Source organism: Methylobacterium symbioticum, assembly GCF_902141845.1.
Taxonomy (GTDB): Bacteria; Pseudomonadota; Alphaproteobacteria; order Rhizobiales; family Beijerinckiaceae; genus Methylobacterium; species Methylobacterium symbioticum.
The window spans coordinates 1-19,222 of the sequence record NZ_CABFPH010000096.1 but is presented as its reverse complement, the minus strand read 5'-3'; the positions used below and the strand labels follow the sequence as shown (position 1 = coordinate 19,222).

Genomic DNA, 19,222 nt, shown 5'->3' with positions numbered 1-19,222 from the left:
GTGGCCTCCGCGCGCGCGAAGGCCTCGGCGATCGGCGGGAAATCCGTGCCGCCATTGGCGAAGAAATAGTCGATGCCGCAGGCGGTGAGCTGCCGGCGCGCGGCGGCCGAGAGGTGTCGAGATCGTGCCGGCGGGCTTCTGGAGGCTCGTGACTTGGGCGTCTCTGCGTAGGGTGCGATTGCCTGCGGCCTAGGCCGGCTCGCGACGATGCGGATCTCCCCAGGCGCCCGTGACGCCGGTCTTGCCTTCCGAGCTTTGGGCGGGGCCTCGATGTCAGTCCTGACCGGGGCAAGAGGGCGCCGGCCCGTGAGGCTAGGACGCCCGCCCCCTCGGCCTCCCGGGTGCCGGGTCCGAGATGGTCGCGATGCGACCTGATCCTGTCCTCGGTGCCGCGCCAGGGTGCACCACGGACCGCGCGGCCTCGTCTCACCGCCGAGCGCCGGCCGGCTCGGGGCGCTCGGTGACGGGGCGTTGGGGCGCGCGCCGGATCGAACCGGTCGTCAGGCCGTCGTCGAGCGAGCGGAATGCGGGACGCAATTTCTGATACCGTTCGTTGCGCCAAGCAGGGGGGACGTTGTCCCAGGCGCCGGCAAGGGCGTTACCCGGCATCCAGGCCATCAAGGCGGCGCCCAGAAGGGCGGCATGGACAGCTCGGTTCATGGCTACGTTTCCCTCTTCTCAAGAAGCTGGCGGCTTCTTGGAAGAGTTCGGGGCCGACGCGGAAAAGGTTGCAGACCGTTCGAATCTCGAACTGCGGTCGGGCCAAGACCCCGGGGCCGCGCCCCGGGGAGACCAGCCCGGCATTGCGGTGTCCCAGCGGCTCCGGGCCCGGTCTGCGCCCGGCCCGGTCGCAGCCTGACCGCAGCGGTCGGACGACACGACGAGATGGACGGCGTCGCGGCCTGCCGCCACCCGCGCGGAACCCGGCTCTCAGCGGGCAGGCTGCCGCCGCGCTTGCCCGACGTGGCCCGGAAAACCCAAGCCGAACCGATCCTGGGCTCGGGGCCGGGACAGCTCATCGGGATGGCGCGGAACAGATCCTGGGCGAACCGCCATTCGTGGGCGAGACAGAACCGGACTGTCTCGACATCGGCCGGTGGCACCGGCGCAGCCGCGGCGCAACCTCGCCGCCGAACTTCCGGACGATGCAAGCGCGGCACTTGGCCTGCGCGCCTGAGTTCACGGACAGCAGGTGTCCCTTATGCAGGGGGGAGCGCCAACAGGATCCTCTGACGTCGGCTGGACGCTCCCTCCTCCGGCCGTGGCCGTGTCCGCTTTCGGCGACGGGGAGAAGTTGTTCGGCCAGCCTGACCCCGACGACCCGGACGGCGGTGATTCCGGCCCGCGGAGAGCCTGGCCGGGACCGTAGCTAGCGGGCCCGCCAGACAAGGCGTCGCCGAGCCGTCGAGTCGTTGCCCTGACCCGTCGGCGGTCCGCAGCGAGGCCAGGGGTGGAAGATCTACTTCTCCTTCCGGATCTTGGCCTGGATCTCGCGCAGGCTCTTTTCGTTTTCCTCCTTCGTCTTCCGGGCTTCCTTCACCACCGTCTCGTCCTTTGAATGCTTGATGGCGGCCTCGGACATGTCGACCGCGCCCTGGTGGTGTGCCGCCATGCCCTTCATCCAGGCCAAGTCCGGATCGGGGTCCATCATGCCTTGCATCATCGCCTTGTTCATCTTGTCCATGGCTTCCATGGAGGCCTTCTGCAGAGGGCCCATGTTCTTCATGTCCATGCCCGACATGGACCCGCCCTGGCCGCCTTGGGCGAGCAACGGTGTCGCGCCGGAAGCCATGAGTGCCGTGGCAACGAGTGCGGTTCTCACTACCTTCATGCGAGCCTCTCTGTTCGTATTACCCTGTGGGGGTACAACCCGGCGGCGTAGTCCAGGTTCGCTGTCCGATCGCGCTTTTCTGTTGGGTTGGATCGTAGGCTGGGCGCGAACACAAGGCGGCTGCCATCCGGATGGCCGTGCCCGCCAGCCCCCGGCGTCCGGCAGCCGTGGTCCGGGGTGACGCCACGGGAACGCTGAGCTCCCGGCGAGCGCGCCCGTCGCCGAGAAGGCCACGGGCGACGGGATGAGGGTGTCGGTGGGACTTGGCACCCCTTGTCAGTGGCGCCCTTCCCGGTGGTGGCCGCCCTCGCGGACGACCTCATGATGCTCCTCGTGATGGTCCGCCTTACCATGATGGCCGTGCGTCTGCCTGTGCTCGATGACGTGTCCATGGCGCTCCGCGCCGTGTCGGTCGCCGTGGGCGGCCCCGACTTCGTCGAGCGCCCGCGCCGGCCCTGCCGTGGACCCGAATGCGGCCGCGGCGGCCACGAGCAACCCGACCTGCAACAGTTTCGGCATCCCTTCACCTCCATCGTCGTTCTGCGGCTCAAGGAACGCGCTTGGCCCCATATACGATCCGTGGGTATACAGGCGTTTTTGTTGTCTCGGCGAGCGTTCCGAGCAAGATGGAGGGGCCGGCCGACAGCGGGCGGGCTGGGTCGCGGGGTGGGCAAATGGCAGGTGGGGCCCTGTAACCATCTGCGCGTTTCCTACGGATTGGTCCTGGCGGGCACTGCGTCCGTGCGAGGCGGCGGTACCGGGCCGGCCGCTCCGGTGGTCGAGCCCTTGCCCGCTCGCGGCTCGGGTTCGCCTTAGCCCCGGCGAAGGCTGCGCGGGCGGGTGGGCGCGTGTCCGGGGCCGGCACGCGCGGATCGAATGCGAGGCGAGCCGCGGTGACGTGTTTGATGGCCGGGTCAGACGCGTCTTCGCGGTGTGGCCGAGAGAGGCGTCTTGATCAGTCAGGAAGACGAGTTGCGGGCCTTGCTGTCGTCCGGGCTAGCCGGAAGCGCGGCGGACTACCGGTTGTTCCTGGAGCGGCTTGGTCCCCACCTGCGGGCGTATTTCAAGGGTAAGCTTGCGCGCTCCGGACGCGCCGCGCCGGAGGCGGAGGACCTCGTCCAGGAAACGTTGATGGCGGTTCACACGCGACGGCACACCTACGACGTTGGCCAACCGGTCACGCCCTGGCTCTACGCCATCGCGCGCTACAAGCTCATCGACCACCTCCGGCGTACGCGCGCCTCCCTCGCCGACGTACCCGTCGAGGATGCGAGCGAGCTGGTCGCGCGCGACGACCACGCCGCCGTCGAGAGCACGCTCGACGTCGAGCGCCTGCTCGGTCGCCTTCCCGGCAAGATGCAGCAGGCGATCCGGGCCATGAAGGTCGAAGGTCTGAGCGCGGCCGAGGCCGCGACGCGCTCCGGCATGTCGGAATCGGCCGTCAAGGTCAGCGTCCACCGCGGGTTGAAGGCGTTGGCCGCCATGGCAGGAGGCAAAGGGGAATGAAGACCGACGAACTCATCGGCTTGCTCGGCGCGAGCTTCGCCAGCGAGCCTGCCAAGTCTCCCGGCATGCTGCGGCGGATCGCGCTCGGGGCCGCCATCGGGGCCGCCGGGGCACTCTGCCTCGCCCTTCTCGCATTGGGCGTCCGGCCTGACTTGGGTGAAGGCAAGTCACTGACCTTCCTGTTGGCCAAGCTGGCCTTCGCCCTCGCCGTCGGTGGCTTGGCCCTGCGCTATCTCGGTCGCATCGCTCGCCCAGGGGGCGAGAGGAGGGTGCATCTCGGCATCGCGGCCCTGCCGTTCGCGGCGGTCATGGTCCTCGCTGCCCTCAGCCTCGCCAACGCGCCGGCGGCCCACTGGGGGACCATGCTCACCGGCCACATGTGGCTCGAATGCCTCGTCTCCATCCCGGTGATCGCGGTGGTCCCCTTCGCGACCCTGATGTGGGCGGTCCGGAGGTTCGGCGCGCCGACGGACCTCGTCCGGGCCGGGGCCCTGGTCGGGCTCGCTTCGGGAGGTGTGAGCGCGATGGGCTACGCGATTCACTGTATGGACGACACCGTACCCTTCATCGCGCTCTGGTACGGCGGCACGATTGCCCTCTGCACGCTGGCGGGCGCGCTTCTCGGGCCTCGCCTGCTGCGCTGGTAAGGCCGTCGGCTCACCCGGACGCACGGGGGAACCGCTCCCGGTCCGCCGCGCGCTTCACGGGCGGGTCAGCCCGGAGGCGTCCAGTTCGGCCGTGGGTACCCGGACAGGTCGCCCTGTCGCGCGGCCCGGACGCGCGGATGCGCGTCCCACGCCGCCTGCGTGAGTGCCTCCCCGTCGATCCGGAAGGCGCTCGTCCCGTCCTGCGCCACGACCGCCGGGCCGAGCGGATTGTCGAGGATATCGTAGAGCCCGGCCGCCTCGTTCCAGGCGCGGACCGAAACCGAACGGCCCTCGTCCATGAGGAAGGCGCAGTGCGTCCCCGCGGGATGGGGCAGCACGACAGTCCCTGCCCGCACGGGTGCGGCGGTCGCGCGCCCGGGAGGCGAGGGAAGGCCGGCGAGGAAGGCGAGCGCACGCTGTGCCAGAACCTCCTCGAACCCGCATTCCGCTACGCGCGCCTGGATGACGGCAAGGTCGAGAGGCCGCGCCCGATGGTAGGCCGCGATGTAGTCCCTGTCCTTGTCGGCGAGGCGGGCGAGCTTGGAAACGATGGTTCTTCGTCGTTTGAGGTTGATCGACCACCGGGCGGGCTTGACGTGTTCACATTCCGTTCTACCGTTGTCGCGTGATCCTGACATACCAGCAGAAGCTCAGGCCGACCGCCACCCAGCACCGCCTCCTCGCCGAGGCGCTGGAGCGCCAGCGCCTGCTCTACAACGCCGCCCTGCAGGAGCGCCGCGACGCCTGGCGGCTCGGGCGAAAGGCCATCACCCGCCTCGACCAGCAGAAGAGCCTGACCGTCATCCGCGCCGACGACCCGAAGGGCCACGGCGCCGACCCGGCCAACATGGGTCGCTGGACGCTCAAGCGCGTCGAGGACGGCTTCACCGGATTCTTCGGACGGGTCAAGCGCGGGCTCAAGCCTGGCTTCCCGCGGTTCAAGCCAGTCTCGCGCTGGAACACCTTCGGCCTGCTGGAGGCCACCGGCCTGCGGCACGAGGGCGACCGCATCCGGCTCAAGGGCTTCGGCCGCCCGATCCGCCTCAACCACGACCGGCCACTGCCGAGAGACGCCAAGATCCTGGGCGTGACGTTCACGCGCAAGGGCCGGCACTGGTACGTGGGCTTCACCATCGAGACGACCGAGGTCGTGGCGGCCAAGCCGCCGCTCGGCGAGGCGGTGGGCGGCGACCTGGGCGTCGAGGCGCTGCTGACGCTGTCCACCGGCGAGCGCATCCCGAACGTCCGCCCGTCCTCGCGTCGCGAGCGCGAGATCCGCGTCTCCCGCCGGGCCCTCGCCCGATGCCGCAAGGGCTCGAACCGGCGGCGCGAGGTCAAGGTGCGGCTGGCGCGCCAGCTCCGGGCGGTGGCAAACACCCGGGACCAGCATCTGCACCGCGTCTCGGCGCGGTTGGCGCGTGAGCACCCGCTCGTCGTGCTGGAGGACCTGCGCATCCGGAACATGACCCGCTCGGCGGCGGGGACGGTCGAGGAGCCGGGGACGAACGTCACCCAGAAGAGGGGGTTGAACAGGTCCATCCTCGACGCAGGATGGGGTAAGCTCGTGCATCTCGTTCGCTACAAGGCTATCAGGGCCGGTGGCGAGTTGATTTGCGTCGACGCCCGCGGAACGTCGCAGGAATGCCGGCAGTGCAGGGCGGTGGCGGCGAAGCCGCTGTCGCTGCGCCGGCACCTCTGCCCGTGCGGGCTAGACGAGCACAGGGACGTGAATTCGGCCGGGGTGATCCGCGACCGAGGTCTCGCGGTCAAGGCCGCGAGCGAGGGGGGTCAGCCCCTCGGGGACGCCAACGCGGGCCGTCGGGCCGTGCGTCGTCCCGGGACGCTCCTCGCCGCCTGAGGGCGGCGCTGGAGAAGGTCAGATGGGGTCATCAACCCCAAATGACGAATGACCGAAACGATCAGGTCCTCCGGACCGAGGGCCACCACCGTCACGGTCGCCGTGCCGTGGCCTCTCACCTCCCGCACCACCGCGCGCGAGGGCCACGAGGGCGGCAGGCGGGCGGTGCGGTCGTCGACGCCGTCGATGTAGAAACCGTGCGCCGTGTGGAAGTGCGAGCCCTCGCCGAAGATGACGGAGATCTCTTCGGATGCCTCCGCGAGGTCGTCGTCTTGGGCTGCCTCCCAGGCCCGAGCGTTGGCGGGATAGGCGTCGATCTCGGGCGACATGCACATCGTGACCGGCGCGCCGGGCCAGCCCACGAGGATGCCCTGGCTGCCAACGACCACCACGGTGCGGGCCTTGAAGTGCAACGCCAGCGAACGGGCGGTGCGCTCCAGGTCCGCGACCGTCCGGATCTCAATCGGACGGCTCACGCCGGAACGGAGGAGCCTTGGCGGCCGGCATGCCCCGCGCGTTGGGCGGCCGCGCCTTTACGTGCCAGGCGCCAGATCCGCTTCCGGACGTTCGGGTCGCGCACGAACGACACGCCCTCCCCTTCCAGAAACGGCGAGGACAGCCGAAGCCGCTGCATGCCCTCGTCCCGCCGGGTGAGGAGTTGCCGGATCGTCCCCGGCGGCTGCCCGAGGATCTCGCGCCACTCGGAGACGAAGGCGCGCTCGGGGTAGTCCGCCTCAAGCCGCATGACGGCCATCTTGGCGCTATCGAGGATGCCCGGGTCGCGCGCGAGCCGACGCGCCACCAGCCGATGGATCATCAGCTTGGCACGGTCGTTCACGACTTCCCTGTTTACCTCGGGACGCACGGGATGCCTCTGGAGCCACACGTGTTTCGGACCGTGGGAATTATGCCCGACACCCGGAGGCCCGACAACGTCGGAGTTGGGGCTCCGTTCGACTTCCACAGAACTTCAGTCCCCGCGGATATGAGGTCCGGCACCGGTCTCTGTAACGGATCGTCCGCGCGTCCCGAAGTCGTTGGTAGCGGCGCCGTGAAGGCAAACGCGAACGACGATGGAGCATTCGATGAAATACGTGCTTGCGACCTTGGTGGCCTCCACTCTCATGACCGGCGGCGCTTGGGCGCACCCGAGCCTGACCGGCGAGGCCGTTCCCTCGGCGGGCTGGAGCGTCCTGGAAGGCCCAACGGGAGCCGCGCCTGAGGTGACGGGCAGCCTCGGCCGCAATTGGGAGGGGCGTGATCTTCAGGGACGGGACCTGAGGAGCAGCACGCGCGGGAATGCCCAGTTCCCCGAGCGTCCCGCCGAGGCCCAGAACCTCGGCGCCACTTCGGGCGGGCCCGCGTTCTGATCAGCGTCGGGCACGTTGCGGGAGCGGCTGTAACCCGTGGGCCCGCACCCGCGAACTTGTATTCGCCGGACTTGTCGCGAGCCCGGCGCGTCCGGGGCTAGGCAAAGCCCCCGATCAGTGGGATCTTGGGAACGGATGTCGATCCGATCCACCATAGCGCGCCTGCTCACGGCCCTCGCCGTGCTCGGCCTGATCGCCGGGGCGTCCGTCGCCCCCGCGCAGGCGCGCGCCTTCATGGGCGACGGCGTTCAGCGGGGCATGGTCGCTCAGCAAGGCGGGGTCACGACGCCACACGTCGCGCCGATGCCCGACGACATGCCATGTTGCGATCCCGAGCCCTCGGGCCCGGACTGCCGCGACACCAAGGCCTGTCCCTTCGCGGTGGCCTGCGCCGCGAAGATCGTGCCGGGGATCCTGCCCTCCCCGCCTGCCGATGGCGGCCCGGTCGCCCCGGTCCTCCTGCCCGTTCGGCAGGACCATATCCGGCCGAGTTTGGCCGCAGCCCCGCAGGCCCCCCCTCCCAAACCGCGTTCCTGAGCACGCCCGAGAGCGGTGCCGCCCCGTGCATGAGCATGCACGGCAGCCTTCGCGCACCGCCGCGCCGCGGCGGCCCGAACGGTCGGGGCCCCGCATCCAGACGCTCTGGAACAGGATCATCCCCGTGTCCACCGAACATCCCGCATCCCCGCGGCCGCGTCCTGCCCCGGCGCATCCCGCACGCCCCGAGCCACGCGCGGCCCGTCTCCCCATCCGCTCAGTCCTAAGGGTGGCGCCATGACGGGCCGGGAGGACTTTTTCGACGCTTACCAGGAGGAGCACCGGCCGGCAGGGCGAGGCGCTTGGCTCCTGCTCGGGCTCGTCCTCATCGTAGCAGCCCTAGCGGGAGCCGGCGCCGGTTACGGGCTCGCGCGCGGCGCATGGGTCATTCCCGGCGCGGTCGCGGCACGGCTTCCGGAACCGGTCGCGGCGTGGCTGCCCAAGGGCGCGCCACTTATGCCCCCGGACCTCAAGGATTATTCCTTCGAGCTCCTGGATCCCGAGACTAAATCGGGCGAGGCGACACTCAGGGTGCGTCTGCTCGACAAGCGCGCCGGCAAGCCCGTGGCCGACGCGCTTGTCTACGCCCGCCGCCTCGACATGGCACCCGACGGGATGCCGACGATGACGGGTAAGATGAAGCCGGAGGCGAGCCCGGAGGCGGGCATCTACGCCTTCAGGGCCAATCTGGCGATGGAAGGCCGCTGGCGCCTCTCGCTGGCCGCGAAGGTACCGGGCAAGACCGGCACCGTCCAAGATCAACTCGTGCTCAGGGCCGTCGAGTGATGGACCAGACGACACCGATCCACCTGGCGCGGCGACGTGACCGCGCGCACCCGGGCGGCCAGGCGAAGGCGTGGGCCGCGACCCTCGTTCTCCTGCCCCTCGCCGTCGGCGGCGGCGCCCTCGCCGGGCTGAAGGCCGGCGAGGCGGGATGGCCCCTGCCGGCATGGTTCCCAGCCTCGGTCTCCGGTCTGCTCGTCGGTCGCGACGCGAAGCCGGCCGCGGCCGCGGATGCGCCCGTGCTCTACTACCGCGACCCCGACGGAAAGGCGGCTTACGCGCTCGCGCCGGCGAGGACGCCCGACGGACGCGCCTACCTTCCGGTGCATGTCGGCGAGGATGTCGACTTCGAGCCGCGGCCCGCGGCGGCGAAGGAGACCGAGGCGAACGCCACCTACGCCGCGCCCCCGGGTGGAGGCCGGAAGATCCTCTTCTACCGGAACCCGATGGGCCTGCCCGACACCTCGCCCGTGCCGAAGAAGGACTCGATGGGGATGGACTACCTCCCCGTCTACGAGGGCGAGGCCGAGGACGGGAACACCGTCAAGATCTCGCCCGGCAAGGTCCAGCGCACCGGCGTGCGCACCGAGCGGGTCGAACGTCGCGTCGTCAGCCGACCGGTGCGGGTCCCCGGCACCGTCACGCTCGACGAGCGGCGCGTCACCGTCGTGGCGACACGCTCGGATGCCTACGTCGACCACGTCGAGAATGTGACGACGGGCGACCGGGTGCGGAAGGGCCAGCCCCTGGTCCACGTCTACTCGCCCGAGATCAACGCGGCCGCCGCCCAGCTCATCGCAAATCCCGGCTTCGACGGGGCGCGGCGGCGCCTGCAGAACCTGAACGTCTCGGAGGAGGTGATCAACGAGATGGAGCGGACCCGGAAGGTGCCGATGGCCATCACCTGGTCCGCGCCCCGGGACGGCCTCGTGCTGCAGCGCACCGCCATCGAGGGCATGAAGGCTGCGGCCGGCGACACCCTGTTCCGGATCGCCGACATCTCGGTGATGTGGGTGCTGGCCGACGTGCCCGAGTACGACCTCGGCAATGTCAAGGTCGGCCAGCCCGTCAGCGTGCGCGTGCGCTCGCTACCCGGGCGCAGCTTCACCGGCAGGGTCGGGCTGATCTACCCGCAGGTGAACACGCAAACCCGCACCACCCGCGTGCGCATCGAGTTGCCGAACCCCGACGGGGTACTGCTGCCCGACATGTACGCCGACGTCGAGATCGGGACCGGGGCGACGAAGCCTGTCGTCGCGGTCCCGAACGATGCCGTCATCGACACGGGCGCGCGCCAGGTCGTGCTCGTGGACAAGGGCGAGGGTCGCTTCGAGCCGCGCGAGGTCAAGGTCGGCGCCCGCGGCGAGGGCTACACCGAGATCCGCGAGGGTGTGCAGGCCGGCGAGCAAGTCGTGACCGCGGCCAACTTCCTCATAGACGCCGAGAGCAACCTGAAGGCGGCGCTGCAGAGCATGGCCGCGCCCAAGCCCCCCGCCGAGCCCCGGGCGCAGGCCGAGGAGAAGCCAGAATGATCGCGCGCCTCATCGGCTGGTCGGCCCGCAACCTCGTCCTGGTGCTGATCGGGACCGTCTTCGTGGTGGCGGCCGGTCTCTACAGCGTGCGCACCCTGCCGCTCGACGCCATCCCGGACCTCTCGGACGTGCAGACCATCGTCTACACCGAGTACCCGGGGCAGGCGCCCCAGGTCGTCGAGGACCAGGTCACCTACCCGCTGACCACCGCCATGCTGACGGTGCCGAGGTCGAAGGTGGTACGCGGCTTCTCCTTCTTCGGGGTCTCGTTCGTCTACGTCATCTTCGAGGACGGCACCGACCCGTACTGGGCCCGCTCGCGCGTGCTCGAATACCTGAGCGCGGCCGGCAAGCGCCTGCCGACCGGCGTGACGCCGACGCTCGGGCCCGACGCGACGGGCGTGGGCTGGGTCTACCAGTACGCCATCGTGGCCAAGCAGCAGACGCTCGCCGAGCTGCGCTCGCTTCAGGACTGGGTGGTGCGCTTCGGGGCCTCGCGCGCCGAGGGCGTGGCCGAGGTCGCGGGCGTCGGCGGCTTCGTGAAGCAGTACAACGTCGTCGTCGACCCGAACCGCCTGCGCGCCCAGGGCATCCCGCTCAGCAGGCTCCGGGAGGCGATCCGGTCGAGCAACGCGGATGTCGGCGGCCGCACGGTCGAGCTCTCCGAGTTCGAGTTCATGGTGCGCGGGCGCGGCTACCTGAAGAGCGTCGCCGACATCGAGAACATCGTGCTGAAGACCGAGGCCGGCACCCCGCTGCGGGTGCGGGACATCGCCCGGGTCGAGCTCGGGCCGGACGAGCGGCGCGGCATCACCGAGCTGAACGGCGAGGGCGAGGTCGCGGGCGGCATCATCCTGCAGCGCTTCGGCGCCAACGCCCTCAACGTCATCGAGGGCGCCAAGCAGCGCCTGGCCGAGGTCGCCGCGAGCCTGCCGAAGGGCACCGAGATCCTGCCGGTCTACGACCGCTCGCAGCTGATCGAGGCGGCCATCGACACCCTGAAGCACACGCTGGTCGAGGAGAGCGTCATCGTGGCGCTCGTCTGCATCGTGTTCCTGCTGCACCTGCGCAGCGCGCTGGTGGCCATCCTGATGCTGCCGGTCGGCATCCTGATGGCGCTCGGCGCGATGCATCTCCTCGGGATCGGCGCCAACATCATGTCGCTGGGCGGCATCGCCATCGCGGTCGGGGCCATGATCGACGCCGCCATCGTCATGATCGAGAACGCCCACAAGCACCTGGAGCGGGCGCCCCCGGGCAAGCCCCGGGTCGAGATCCTGGTGGAGGCCGCGGCCGAGGTCGGCCCCTCGCTGTTCTTCTCCCTCCTGGTGATCACGGTAAGCTTCCTGCCGATCTTCACCCTGGAGAGTCAGGAGGGGCGCCTGTTCGGGCCGCTCGCCTTCACCAAGACCTTCGCCATGGCGGCGGCCGCGCTCCTGTCGGTGACCCTGGTGCCGGCCCTCATGGTGCTGTTCGTGCGCGGGCGCATCATCCCCGAGCACCGCAACCCGCTGAACTGCCTCCTGATCTGGGTCTACCGCCCGGTCATCAGGGTCGTGCTCCGGGCCAAGGTGCTGACCATCCTGCTGGCGGTGGCGGCGCTCGGCCTGACCATCTGGCCGGCCCGCCAGCTCGGCTCCGAGTTCATGCCGGACCTGAACGAGGGCACCCTGATGTACATGCCCACGACCCTGCCGGGCATCTCGGTGACCCAGGCCGGGGAGCTGCTGGCGACCCAGGACCGCATCATCAAGTCCTTCCCCGAGGTGGCCTCCGTCTACGGCAAGGCGGGGCGCGCCTCGACGGCGACGGACCCCGCCCCCACCGAGATGTTCGAGACCATCATCACCCTGAAGCCGAAGGCGGAGTGGCGTCCCGGCGTGACGCTGGCGAGCCTCAAGGCCGAGATGGACAAGGCCCTGCAGTTTCCCGGTGTGTCGAATGCCTGGACGCAGCCGATCCGGGCCCGCATCGACATGCTCTCGACCGGCATCCGCACGCCGGTCGGAATCAAGATCTACGGCACCGACCTGACCGAGATGGAGAAGGTCGCCCGGCAGGTCGAGGCGGTCGTGCGCAACGTGCCGGGCACGTCGAGCGCCTACGCGGAGCGGGTCATCGGCGGCTACTTCCTCGACATCACGCCGGATCGGGAGGCGCTCGGGCGCTACGGCCTCATGGTCGGGGACGTGCAGGACATCATCGCGACGGCGCTCGGCGGCGAGAGCGTCACGAACACGGTCGAGGGCCGCGAGCGCTACACCGTCAACGTGCGCTACCCGCGCGCCTTCCGTTCAAATCCGCAATCCATCGCCACCGAAGTGCAGGTGCCGTTGCCGGCCGGCGGCACGGTTCCGCTGGGCGAGGTGGCCAAGGTCCAGCTGACCCGGGGGCCGACCTCGATCCGCACCGAGAACGGGCAGCTCGCGGTCTACATCTTCGTCGACCTGAGCGGGCGCGATCTCGGCGGCTACGTCGCCGAGGCCAGGAACGCGGTCAACACGGAGGTCCAGCTCCCGCAGGGCATGAGCATCCAGTGGAGCGGGCAGTTCGAGTACCTGGAGCGGGCGGAGGCCAGGCTGAAGATCGTGGTGCCCGTGACCCTGCTCGTCATCTTCCTGCTCCTCTACCTCAACTTCCGGCGCCTCACCGAGACGCTCATCGTCATGCTGTCCCTGCCCTTCGCCCTGGTCGGCGGGGTGTGGCTGATGTGGTGGATGGGCTTCAACATGTCGGTCGCGGTGGCGGTGGGATTCATCGCGCTCGCCGGCGTTGCCGCGGAGACCGGCGTGATCATGCTGGTCTACCTCGACCATGCCTGGGACGAGCGGCGGGCCGCCGCCCTGGCCGCCGGGCGGGAGAGCACGCGTGCGGACCTGTACCAAGCCATCATGGTCGGGGCGGTCGAGCGGGTGCGCCCGAAGATGATGACGGTCGTCGCCATCATGGCGGGCCTGCTGCCCATCCTCTGGAGCTCCGGCGCGGGGTCGGAGATCATGCAGCGGATCGCGGTGCCCATGATCGGCGGCATGGTCTCCTCGACCGTGCTGACCCTCGTCGTGATCCCGGCCATCTACGGGCTCGTGAAGGGACGGAGGCTGGCGCTTCGGCAGGAAGGGTCGGCCGCCGTGCAAGCGGGGCTTCCCCGGGCCGCCGAGTGAGCGTGGCTGGACAGGCCGTCCCGGCGGCCGTGAGAAGACAGGAGTCGACTATGAGCGAACTATTCCGACCGTCCCGGCGCATCGTGGTCCTCGGCCTGGCGGCGGTCGGCGTACAGGCGGCATGGGCGGAGGATCTGCCGGAGGTCGTCGCCACGAAGGACCCGAGCTGCGGTTGCTGCGAGGCCTGGGTCAAGCACCTGCGCGACGAGGGTTTCCGCGTCCAGGTCGTGAACGCCCCCGTGAACCCGGTCAAGGCGAGGCTCGGGGTGCCGCGGGAGCTGGCCTCGTGCCACACGGCCCAGGTCGGCGGCTACGTCGTCGAGGGGCACGTGCCCGCGTCGGCCATCAAGCGGCTGCTCGCGGAGAAGCCGTCCGCCACCGGCCTCGCCGTGCCCGGCATGCCGGTCGGCTCGCCCGGCATGGAGGTCGAAGGGGTGGAGCCGGCCACCTACGAGGTGGTGCTGTTCGGCCCCGGCGGGCGCACCACCTTCGCGCGGTTTCGCGGCGGGCAGGCCGTCTAGCCGGGCATGGCGGCACGCCCGCCGTGGCAAGCAGGAAGGCTTATTGTCCGAGGTCGACCGGAACGCCGCGGCTTTGACCGTCGAGCACGACGCGGACGACGGCGTGGCTTGCGGCGTCGGCCCGTGCTTCGCCGTCGCCATCGTCAACAGGAGCAAGAGATGGGCCGGCTCGTGCCACTTCGGCAACGTTCGCCACAGGCGGAGGAGCCGAGGCGGTTCCTGTTCTAGGGCCCCGGGGGCCGGTGACACCGACGGCGCCGTCGTGCTGAGGATTGCGTGCGGTGACGATAGCCATCCTGAGGCCTCGCCGCAGGTCAACCGGGGACGCCGCGGCGGCACTGGCGGCGGTGCCGGTCTTCTCAACGCGAGGCCCACCCACCGCGCTGTGGCTGGACTTAAGGAGCCCACGACGTCACGGTCGTCGCGAGCCCGGCCGACATATGGTTCGAACCCGGGGCACCCGAATCGGGCGACGCGCCGTGACGGTGGCCTTCGGACTGGGCGGTCGAAGCGCCGGTCGCCCTCGCGTTGGGACCTCGGGGAAAACGGCAGGGTCGCGCCGCTAATCCTCGATCCAAGCGAGCTGCCGCCGGTACACCTGACCCTCGCCGCCACAGGACCGGCAATCGAAGTCGTGCCGCTGCCCCGTCCCCTTGCAGCTCGGGCACGTCACCAAGTCATATTGCGACCAGTCGTACCGATCCGCCAGTTGCCGCTCCATGCGCCCGTCGCCGCCACAGGGTGGGCAGTCGTAGCCGTTGACCTGTCCGCTGCCGTCGCAGAGGCGGCACGGCACCTCGGCGTAGTCCGATAGGTCGATGCGCTCGGCGTGCCGTGCCTCGACCCGCCCGTCGCCCTGGCACACGGGGCAATCGAGGCCGTCCCGTCGCCCGCTTCCGTGGCAGAGGGGGCAATCGACCTCGTCGTATGCGGTTGGATCGATCCTGTCGGCGACGTGCCGCTCCATCGACCTCTCGCCGCCGCAGGCCGGGCACTCCTCGCCCTGCCGGCGCCCCACGCCCGCGCAGACGGGACAGGGCACTTCCTGGTAGTCCCTGGCGTCGACCGCTTCCGCGTGGCGACGCTGCATGCGACGCTCGCCGCCGCAGGCCGTGCATGGGCTCCCGTTGCGCTGGCCCAGCCCGTCGCAGACCGGGCAATCCACCGCTTGGTAAGCCGATGCGTCGATTCGGCGGGCCTCCGCCGTGCCGATGTAGCCCTCGCCCCCGCAGGCCGGGCAATCGGAGCCGTCCCACGAGCCCGCACCCCCGCAGAGCGGGCAGGCGGTCATCGAGGCGTCCCGCAGGAACTCGTCCCGCGCCTCGACGACGGCCGCGGCGAACGTCGGTATCCGAGCCTCGGGCAGCGCCCGGGCTCCCTTCGCCGAGCTGGCGACCTTGGCCGCGAACTTGCCGTAGGACCGGCTGACGGGACCGGCCGTCGGCTTCGCGGTCGCGGCCCTGCTCGCGGTCTCTTCCAGCGCGACGATGTCCTGTTCAGCGAGGGCAACCGCGGCGCCGTGGGCCGCGGCGAACTGCGCGTTGGCCAGCAGGCCGCCGATCTCCTCGATCTGCCGGACGAGTTGCAGGACGGCGAGGCTCGCGTTCCGTTCGATGGTCCACCCCCGCACGCGCCGGTTGACGAGCATCTGCTTCACGGCCCGCACGGTCGCGAGGTCGACGTCGCGGGGCATGTACAGGCCCTTGTCGAAGTCCGTGTGGTGGTTCGGGCAGAGCCAGATGAGACCGGCGGGATGGTGGCACAGGGTTTGCGAGACGGGCTCGATATGCGCGGCCTCGCAGTTCGCGCCGTGGTTGCAGATCGCGCAGCCGCAGTTCGCCTCAAGCTTGATCTCCAGGCGGACCTTCTCGGGCATGTGCGGACGCGTCTTGCCTTCCTTGACCGGCCAAGGTTCCCGCAGGAACTTGTCGAAGGCGGCGAGCTCGGCTTCCTCGTACCAGCGCAGCCCGTCCGCGGTCTCGCACGCGAGCTTGCGCCGGATGCCGGCCTTGGCCCCGTAGCGCGTGAAGTGTTCGAGCAGTTCCGGCGACATCCGCAGGCGGATCGCCGCTTCGACCTCCGACAGCTTCCCTTTGCCTTCGGGCTTGGTGTTGCTCGCCATCCGGGGGCTCTAGCGTCCGTCGAAACAGTCTTTGGCGTGCCGGCCAGGGACGGTCGCCCGCCGAGGGAGACGACGCGGCGGTCACCCCTCGGCCCACCGGCTCGGGCCGGGCGCGCCCTTCTAGACTTGCCGGCGCCACCCGGCAACGACGTGCCCGGACCGGCTGGCCCGATGTACGTTCGGGCCGAACGGCACCGGACGCCGGGTCGACGTGCTGCCATCCTCGAAGCCGTCTACGCACTCGTCCCGCGGCGAAAGCGAGGGCCGCCTCGGTTCCTACTGGCCGAAGCAGGCGTACGACGGGCCATGATGGCTGGTGGCGTGATCATGGCGCGTGAAGTGCTTGTAGAAGCCGCGGTCGTGGGCGAGATGATCGCACTCGTGATAGGATTGACATCCTCCCCGCCCTGAAGGACGGGGATTCCTACCGCGTGTCAGGCCGCCAGGGCCGGACCCGCCTCGGTGGGTTCCTGGGCCGACGCCCTCACGGGCGAAGTCTCTCCGTAGGCTAACCGGGCGTGCCCCGCCCTTGCGATGTTGATCGACGCCACGTCGTCCGCGTTCGCCGCGTACCCGCACGCCACGCACCAGAACACGGCCTGGCTCGGGCGGTTCCCCGCCGCCACGTGCCCGCACTCGGGGCACGTCCGGCTCGTGTTCGGAGCCGGCACCGGCAGCAGCCAGCCGCCGAGCCACTTCTGCTTGTACCCGACCTGCCGGCGGAACTCGCCCCAGCCCTGGTCCAGGATCGCCTTGTTCAGGCCAGCCTTCTGCCGGACGTTCACGCCCGGCTCCTCGACCGTCCCGGCCGCGCTCGCCGTCATCGCCCGCACGTCCAGGTCCTCGACGCAGACCACCGCGTGGTTCTTGCTGACGGTCGTCGAGGCCTTGTGCAGGAAGTCGGAGCGGATGCGGGCGATGCGTGCCTGGACCCGTTGTACCTTCGCCTTCGCCTTCCTCCAGTTGCTGCTGAACCTGATCTTGCGGGCCATCGCCCGCTGCGCCTTCGCGAGCGACGCCTCGGCCTTGCGGAACGCGTTCGCCGGCTCGATGACCGTGCCGTCCGACAGCGTGGCGAAACGCGTCACGCCGACGTCGATGCCGACAAGCGTCGTCGACGGGTGGACCGGCTTCTCAACCTCGCGCTTGGTCTGGACCGAGACGTGCCACTTGCCGGCCCTCAGCGAGACGGTGCCCTGCCCGATCTCGCCCTCGACAAGCCTGCTCGCGCGGTAGCGCATCCAACCGAGCTTGGGCACGCGGATGCGCCCGTTCGGCTGGTCGAGTTCGACCTTCTGCGGGTGGCGGAAGGCGTCGTCCTTGCCCTTCCTCTTGAAGCGGGGGAGCTCGGCCCGTCCCTCGAAGAAGTTGCGGTAAGCGCGGTCGAGGTCCTTGAGCGCCTGCTGCAGGGCCTGGCTGTGCACCTCCTTGAGCCAGGCGGTGGCGGGGTCGGCCTTCCAGGCGGTGAGGTGCTTGCAGAGGTCGGCGTAGGAGAGGTGCTTGTCACCGGCGGCATACCGTTCCTTCTGCAGGGCGAGGGCCCTGTTGAAGACGTAGCGGCGCGCGCCGCAGGAGCGGCGCATGAGCCGTTCCTGCGCGCCGTCGGGCCGGAGAACGAACCGGTATGCCTGGACGCGAAGCACAGGCCGAGGATAGAACGAATGCGGAACGAAGGCAAAGGGATTGGATCGGTGCCCGGGCAGGCTTCTGTCGCGGCCGGCGCTATCCATCCCCGCCCTGAAGGACGGGGCCTTCCGCGCTTCTACGGTAAACGCAGCCGAGGAAGACCGGGCGATTATGTACCCGGAGTGTCGTGCCGGTCGGTCCGAGGCCGGCGCTCGAACCGTGATCGGACGCCGCGCCGTAGGGCGGCCGTGTCATCCCAAGGCCCACGGCACCTGCCCCGGTCGGGACCAAGACCAGGGCAAGTGCGGAGACGTAGAGAACCCGTTTGAGCATCGCGTATCCCTCCCGGGTCGTTTCCTGCAGTTGAGATCCCCCGTTCGGGATCGAGTAACGCACGAGCGGCCTGAAGCGGTTGCAAACCCCTAGGGGGTAATCGGCGCAGCGGGTCGGCGAAGTCTCCGGATCGGGTGAAGTTCGGAGCCTATCCGGGCCGAATGACCTCGTCTTGAAGGCGCCGCGCGGACGCCTAGACCCACGAAGGCCTCAGCTCCTGCCGACGATGGCAGCGCCCCGTCGATCGTTACCCCCACGGGGTACGTTAAGGGGACATCAACCGTGCCGTGGGAGGGTTCGGTGACGGGGACTGCAGGTGAGGGACCTGACGATGGGTGGGATCGGTGAAATGGCGCGAACGCTCGGCCTGCTCGGCTGCGGCCTGATCTCCGCGACGTTCGCGGCACCGTCACACGCGGCTGACCTGCCGCCGGCCGCGCCGATGCCGGAACTGCGCGGAACGCTCGCGCCGGAGGCCGAGGTGTCGGGCTTTTACCTCCGCGGCGACATCGGTTTCAGCAACCAATCCGTGGAACGGCTCTCCAACAGCCTGGACGCGCTCGGGACGATCGAGAAGGTCAATCTCGGTTTCGCGGGCGCCCCGCTCGCGGGCGGCGGCGCCGGCTACCGCTTCGGCCGGTGGTTCCGGGCCGACGTCACGGGCGAGTATCGCAGCGCCGCCGCGTTCACCGGGCTTGAGCGCTACCGCGACGCGAGCCTGCCGCTCGGGTACGGCACCGACGAGTACACCGCGTCGAAGCGTGAATTGGCCGTGCTCCTCAACGGCTACGTCGATCTCGGCAATTGGTACGGCCTCACGCCGTTCCTGGGCGCCGGCGTCGGCGCGGTGCGGATCACGCTCGACAATTTCAAGGACACGAACGTCGTCACGCAGGGCCTCGCCTACGCGAAGGCAGGCTCGAAGACAAACCTCGCTTGGGCGTTGCACGCGGGTGTCGGCTACGAGGTGAGCCCGAGCTTCACGGTCGAGCTCGCATACCGCTACCTCAATCTCGGAGACGGAAAGACCGGCACGGTCTACAACTATGCCGGCCAGTGCGGGTCTTGCGAGGCGCTGACCTTCAAGAACGTCGATTCGCACGACGTGAAGCTCGGCTTGCGCTGGGCACCGTGGGCCGCGACCGCCCCGGCCGAGCAGGCGCCGCTGGTGCGCCGGTACTGAGGTCGCGCGGTCCCGCGCGCACTCGCGCCGGTCGCGGGCTCCCCCGAGCCGGGACGGCGGCCACCACGCGGGCAGGATGGGGGTGCGTGCACGGCAGGGGCGATTGGCTTGCAGCCCTCCTCCACCGTGACGTGGTGCACGAAGAGGTCGCCGAGCTTCTTCTCGGTGGCGGTGACGCGGGCGCGCAGGCCGGCGCCGGCAAGTCGCCCGGT

The 19,222-nt window shown here is 70.0% G+C and carries 18 protein-coding genes; 10 read left to right on the top strand and 8 right to left on the bottom strand.

The window, feature by feature from the left end; all coding sequences use genetic code 11:
- Window positions 1-426: 426 nt before the first annotated feature.
- The 3 genes from MET9862_RS23055 to MET9862_RS29590 all read right to left on the bottom strand — a co-directional run bounded on the left by MET9862_RS23055 (window position 427) and on the right by MET9862_RS29590 (window position 2,350).
- Window positions 427-660, bottom strand: coding sequence for a hypothetical protein (locus MET9862_RS23055; protein ID WP_041371369.1), 234 nt, complete (start codon window positions 658-660; stop codon window positions 427-429).
- Window positions 661-1,459: 799 nt separating this feature from the next.
- A complete protein-coding gene (locus MET9862_RS23050; RefSeq protein WP_012454457.1) occupies window positions 1,460-1,831 on the bottom strand; it encodes a DUF305 domain-containing protein in 372 nt (123 codons plus the stop codon).
- Window positions 1,832-2,107: 276 nt separating this feature from the next.
- Complete coding sequence (locus MET9862_RS29590) at window positions 2,108-2,350, bottom strand: hypothetical protein (RefSeq protein WP_012454456.1); 243 nt, start codon at window positions 2,348-2,350, stop codon at window positions 2,108-2,110.
- Between the two features lie 432 nt (window positions 2,351-2,782).
- Between MET9862_RS29590 and MET9862_RS23040 the strand changes: the two genes are divergently transcribed.
- A complete protein-coding gene (locus tag MET9862_RS23040; RefSeq protein WP_012454455.1) occupies window positions 2,783-3,337 on the top strand; it encodes a sigma-70 family RNA polymerase sigma factor in 555 nt (184 codons plus the stop codon).
- The gene (locus MET9862_RS23035; RefSeq protein ID WP_012454454.1) at window positions 3,334-3,984 is read left to right on the top strand and encodes an NrsF family protein; all 651 of its coding nucleotides are present in this window, start codon (window positions 3,334-3,336) and stop codon (window positions 3,982-3,984) included. Before MET9862_RS23040 ends, MET9862_RS23035 begins: the two co-directional genes overlap by 4 nt.
- 65 nt (window positions 3,985-4,049) lie before the next feature.
- Here the strand turns inward: MET9862_RS23035 and MET9862_RS30260 are convergent, their stop codons facing one another.
- Window positions 4,050-4,622: a hypothetical protein gene (locus tag MET9862_RS30260; RefSeq protein WP_244409849.1), complete on the bottom strand. Its 573-nt coding sequence runs from the start codon at window positions 4,620-4,622 to the stop codon at window positions 4,050-4,052.
- Between MET9862_RS30260 and MET9862_RS23025 the strand changes: the two genes are divergently transcribed.
- Window positions 4,610-5,842: an RNA-guided endonuclease InsQ/TnpB family protein gene (locus MET9862_RS23025; protein WP_142585171.1), complete on the top strand. Its 1,233-nt coding sequence runs from the start codon at window positions 4,610-4,612 to the stop codon at window positions 5,840-5,842. The two genes, MET9862_RS30260 and MET9862_RS23025, sit on opposite strands and share 13 nt — an antisense overlap.
- Here the strand turns inward: MET9862_RS23025 and MET9862_RS23020 are convergent.
- A complete protein-coding gene (locus tag MET9862_RS23020; protein ID WP_012454451.1) occupies window positions 5,773-6,318 on the bottom strand; it encodes a hypothetical protein in 546 nt (181 codons plus the stop codon). The genes MET9862_RS23025 and MET9862_RS23020 overlap by 70 nt on opposite strands.
- Window positions 6,315-6,707 (bottom strand): hypothetical protein, encoded by a 393-nt coding sequence (locus MET9862_RS23015; protein WP_012454450.1) that lies wholly within the window; start codon window positions 6,705-6,707, stop codon window positions 6,315-6,317. Before MET9862_RS23015 ends, MET9862_RS23020 begins: the two co-directional genes overlap by 4 nt.
- A gap of 220 nt (window positions 6,708-6,927) precedes the next feature.
- Between MET9862_RS23015 and MET9862_RS23010 the strand changes: the two genes are divergently transcribed.
- The 6 genes from MET9862_RS23010 (at window position 6,928) to MET9862_RS22985 (ending at window position 13,746) form a co-directional block, all read left to right on the top strand.
- Complete coding sequence (locus MET9862_RS23010) at window positions 6,928-7,212, top strand: hypothetical protein (protein WP_012454449.1); 285 nt, start codon at window positions 6,928-6,930, stop codon at window positions 7,210-7,212.
- 135 nt (window positions 7,213-7,347) lie between these two features.
- A complete protein-coding gene (locus tag MET9862_RS23005; RefSeq protein WP_012454448.1) occupies window positions 7,348-7,749 on the top strand; it encodes a hypothetical protein in 402 nt (133 codons plus the stop codon).
- Window positions 7,750-7,986: 237 nt separating this feature from the next.
- Window positions 7,987-8,535, top strand: a complete 549-nt coding sequence (locus MET9862_RS23000; RefSeq protein WP_012454447.1) for a FixH family protein — start codon at window positions 7,987-7,989, stop codon at window positions 8,533-8,535.
- Window positions 8,535-10,064: an efflux RND transporter periplasmic adaptor subunit gene (locus MET9862_RS22995; protein WP_142585170.1), complete on the top strand. Its 1,530-nt coding sequence runs from the start codon at window positions 8,535-8,537 to the stop codon at window positions 10,062-10,064. The genes MET9862_RS23000 and MET9862_RS22995 overlap by 1 nt, the downstream gene beginning before the upstream one ends.
- Window positions 10,061-13,225 (top strand): efflux RND transporter permease subunit, encoded by a 3,165-nt coding sequence (locus MET9862_RS22990; protein ID WP_142585169.1) that lies wholly within the window; start codon window positions 10,061-10,063, stop codon window positions 13,223-13,225. The genes MET9862_RS22995 and MET9862_RS22990 overlap by 4 nt, the downstream gene beginning before the upstream one ends.
- A 50-nt stretch (window positions 13,226-13,275) precedes the next feature.
- The gene (locus MET9862_RS22985) at window positions 13,276-13,746 is read left to right on the top strand and encodes a DUF411 domain-containing protein (RefSeq protein ID WP_012454444.1); all 471 of its coding nucleotides are present in this window, start codon (window positions 13,276-13,278) and stop codon (window positions 13,744-13,746) included.
- 562 nt (window positions 13,747-14,308) lie between these two features.
- Here the strand turns inward: MET9862_RS22985 and MET9862_RS22980 are convergent.
- Together MET9862_RS22980 and MET9862_RS22975 are read right to left on the bottom strand one after the other, a co-directional pair.
- Window positions 14,309-15,868 carry a zinc finger domain-containing protein gene (locus tag MET9862_RS22980; RefSeq protein WP_012454443.1) on the bottom strand — a complete coding sequence of 520 codons (1,560 nt, stop codon included), beginning with the start codon at window positions 15,866-15,868 and terminating at the stop codon, window positions 14,309-14,311.
- Window positions 15,869-16,302: 434 nt separating this feature from the next.
- Window positions 16,303-17,598: an RNA-guided endonuclease InsQ/TnpB family protein gene (locus MET9862_RS22975; RefSeq protein WP_012454442.1), complete on the bottom strand. Its 1,296-nt coding sequence runs from the start codon at window positions 17,596-17,598 to the stop codon at window positions 16,303-16,305.
- 578 nt (window positions 17,599-18,176) lie between these two features.
- On the opposite strand from MET9862_RS22975, the gene MET9862_RS22970 reads away from it, so the two are divergent.
- The gene (locus MET9862_RS22970; RefSeq protein ID WP_041371364.1) at window positions 18,177-19,010 is read left to right on the top strand and encodes an outer membrane protein; all 834 of its coding nucleotides are present in this window, start codon (window positions 18,177-18,179) and stop codon (window positions 19,008-19,010) included.
- Window positions 19,011-19,222 lie beyond the last annotated feature (212 nt).

Bases quoted from the DNA above. Each gene is read 5' to 3' on its own strand.
- MET9862_RS23055 (WP_041371369.1), bottom strand. From the start codon at position 660: ATGAACCGAGCTGTCCATGCCGCCCTTCTGGGCGCCGCCTTGATGGCC.
- MET9862_RS23050 (WP_012454457.1), bottom strand. From the start codon at position 1,831: ATGAAGGTAGTGAGAACCGCACTCGTTGCCACGGCACTCATGGCTTCC.
- MET9862_RS29590 (WP_012454456.1), bottom strand. From the start codon at position 2,350: ATGCCGAAACTGTTGCAGGTCGGGTTGCTCGTGGCCGCCGCGGCCGCA.
- MET9862_RS23035 (WP_012454454.1), top strand. From the start codon at position 3,334: ATGAAGACCGACGAACTCATCGGCTTGCTCGGCGCGAGCTTCGCCAGC.
- MET9862_RS30260 (WP_244409849.1), bottom strand. From the start codon at position 4,622: ATGTCAGGATCACGCGACAACGGTAGAACGGAATGTGAACACGTCAAG.
- MET9862_RS23010 (WP_012454449.1), top strand. From the start codon at position 6,928: ATGAAATACGTGCTTGCGACCTTGGTGGCCTCCACTCTCATGACCGGC.
- MET9862_RS23005 (WP_012454448.1), top strand. From the start codon at position 7,348: ATGTCGATCCGATCCACCATAGCGCGCCTGCTCACGGCCCTCGCCGTG.
- MET9862_RS23000 (WP_012454447.1), top strand. From the start codon at position 7,987: ATGACGGGCCGGGAGGACTTTTTCGACGCTTACCAGGAGGAGCACCGG.
- MET9862_RS22995 (WP_142585170.1), top strand. From the start codon at position 8,535: ATGGACCAGACGACACCGATCCACCTGGCGCGGCGACGTGACCGCGCG.
- MET9862_RS22990 (WP_142585169.1), top strand. From the start codon at position 10,061: ATGATCGCGCGCCTCATCGGCTGGTCGGCCCGCAACCTCGTCCTGGTG.
- MET9862_RS22985 (WP_012454444.1), top strand. From the start codon at position 13,276: ATGAGCGAACTATTCCGACCGTCCCGGCGCATCGTGGTCCTCGGCCTG.
- MET9862_RS22980 (WP_012454443.1), bottom strand. From the start codon at position 15,868: ATGGCGAGCAACACCAAGCCCGAAGGCAAAGGGAAGCTGTCGGAGGTC.
- MET9862_RS22975 (WP_012454442.1), bottom strand. From the start codon at position 17,598: ATGGATAGCGCCGGCCGCGACAGAAGCCTGCCCGGGCACCGATCCAAT.
- MET9862_RS22970 (WP_041371364.1), top strand. From the start codon at position 18,177: ATGGCGCGAACGCTCGGCCTGCTCGGCTGCGGCCTGATCTCCGCGACG.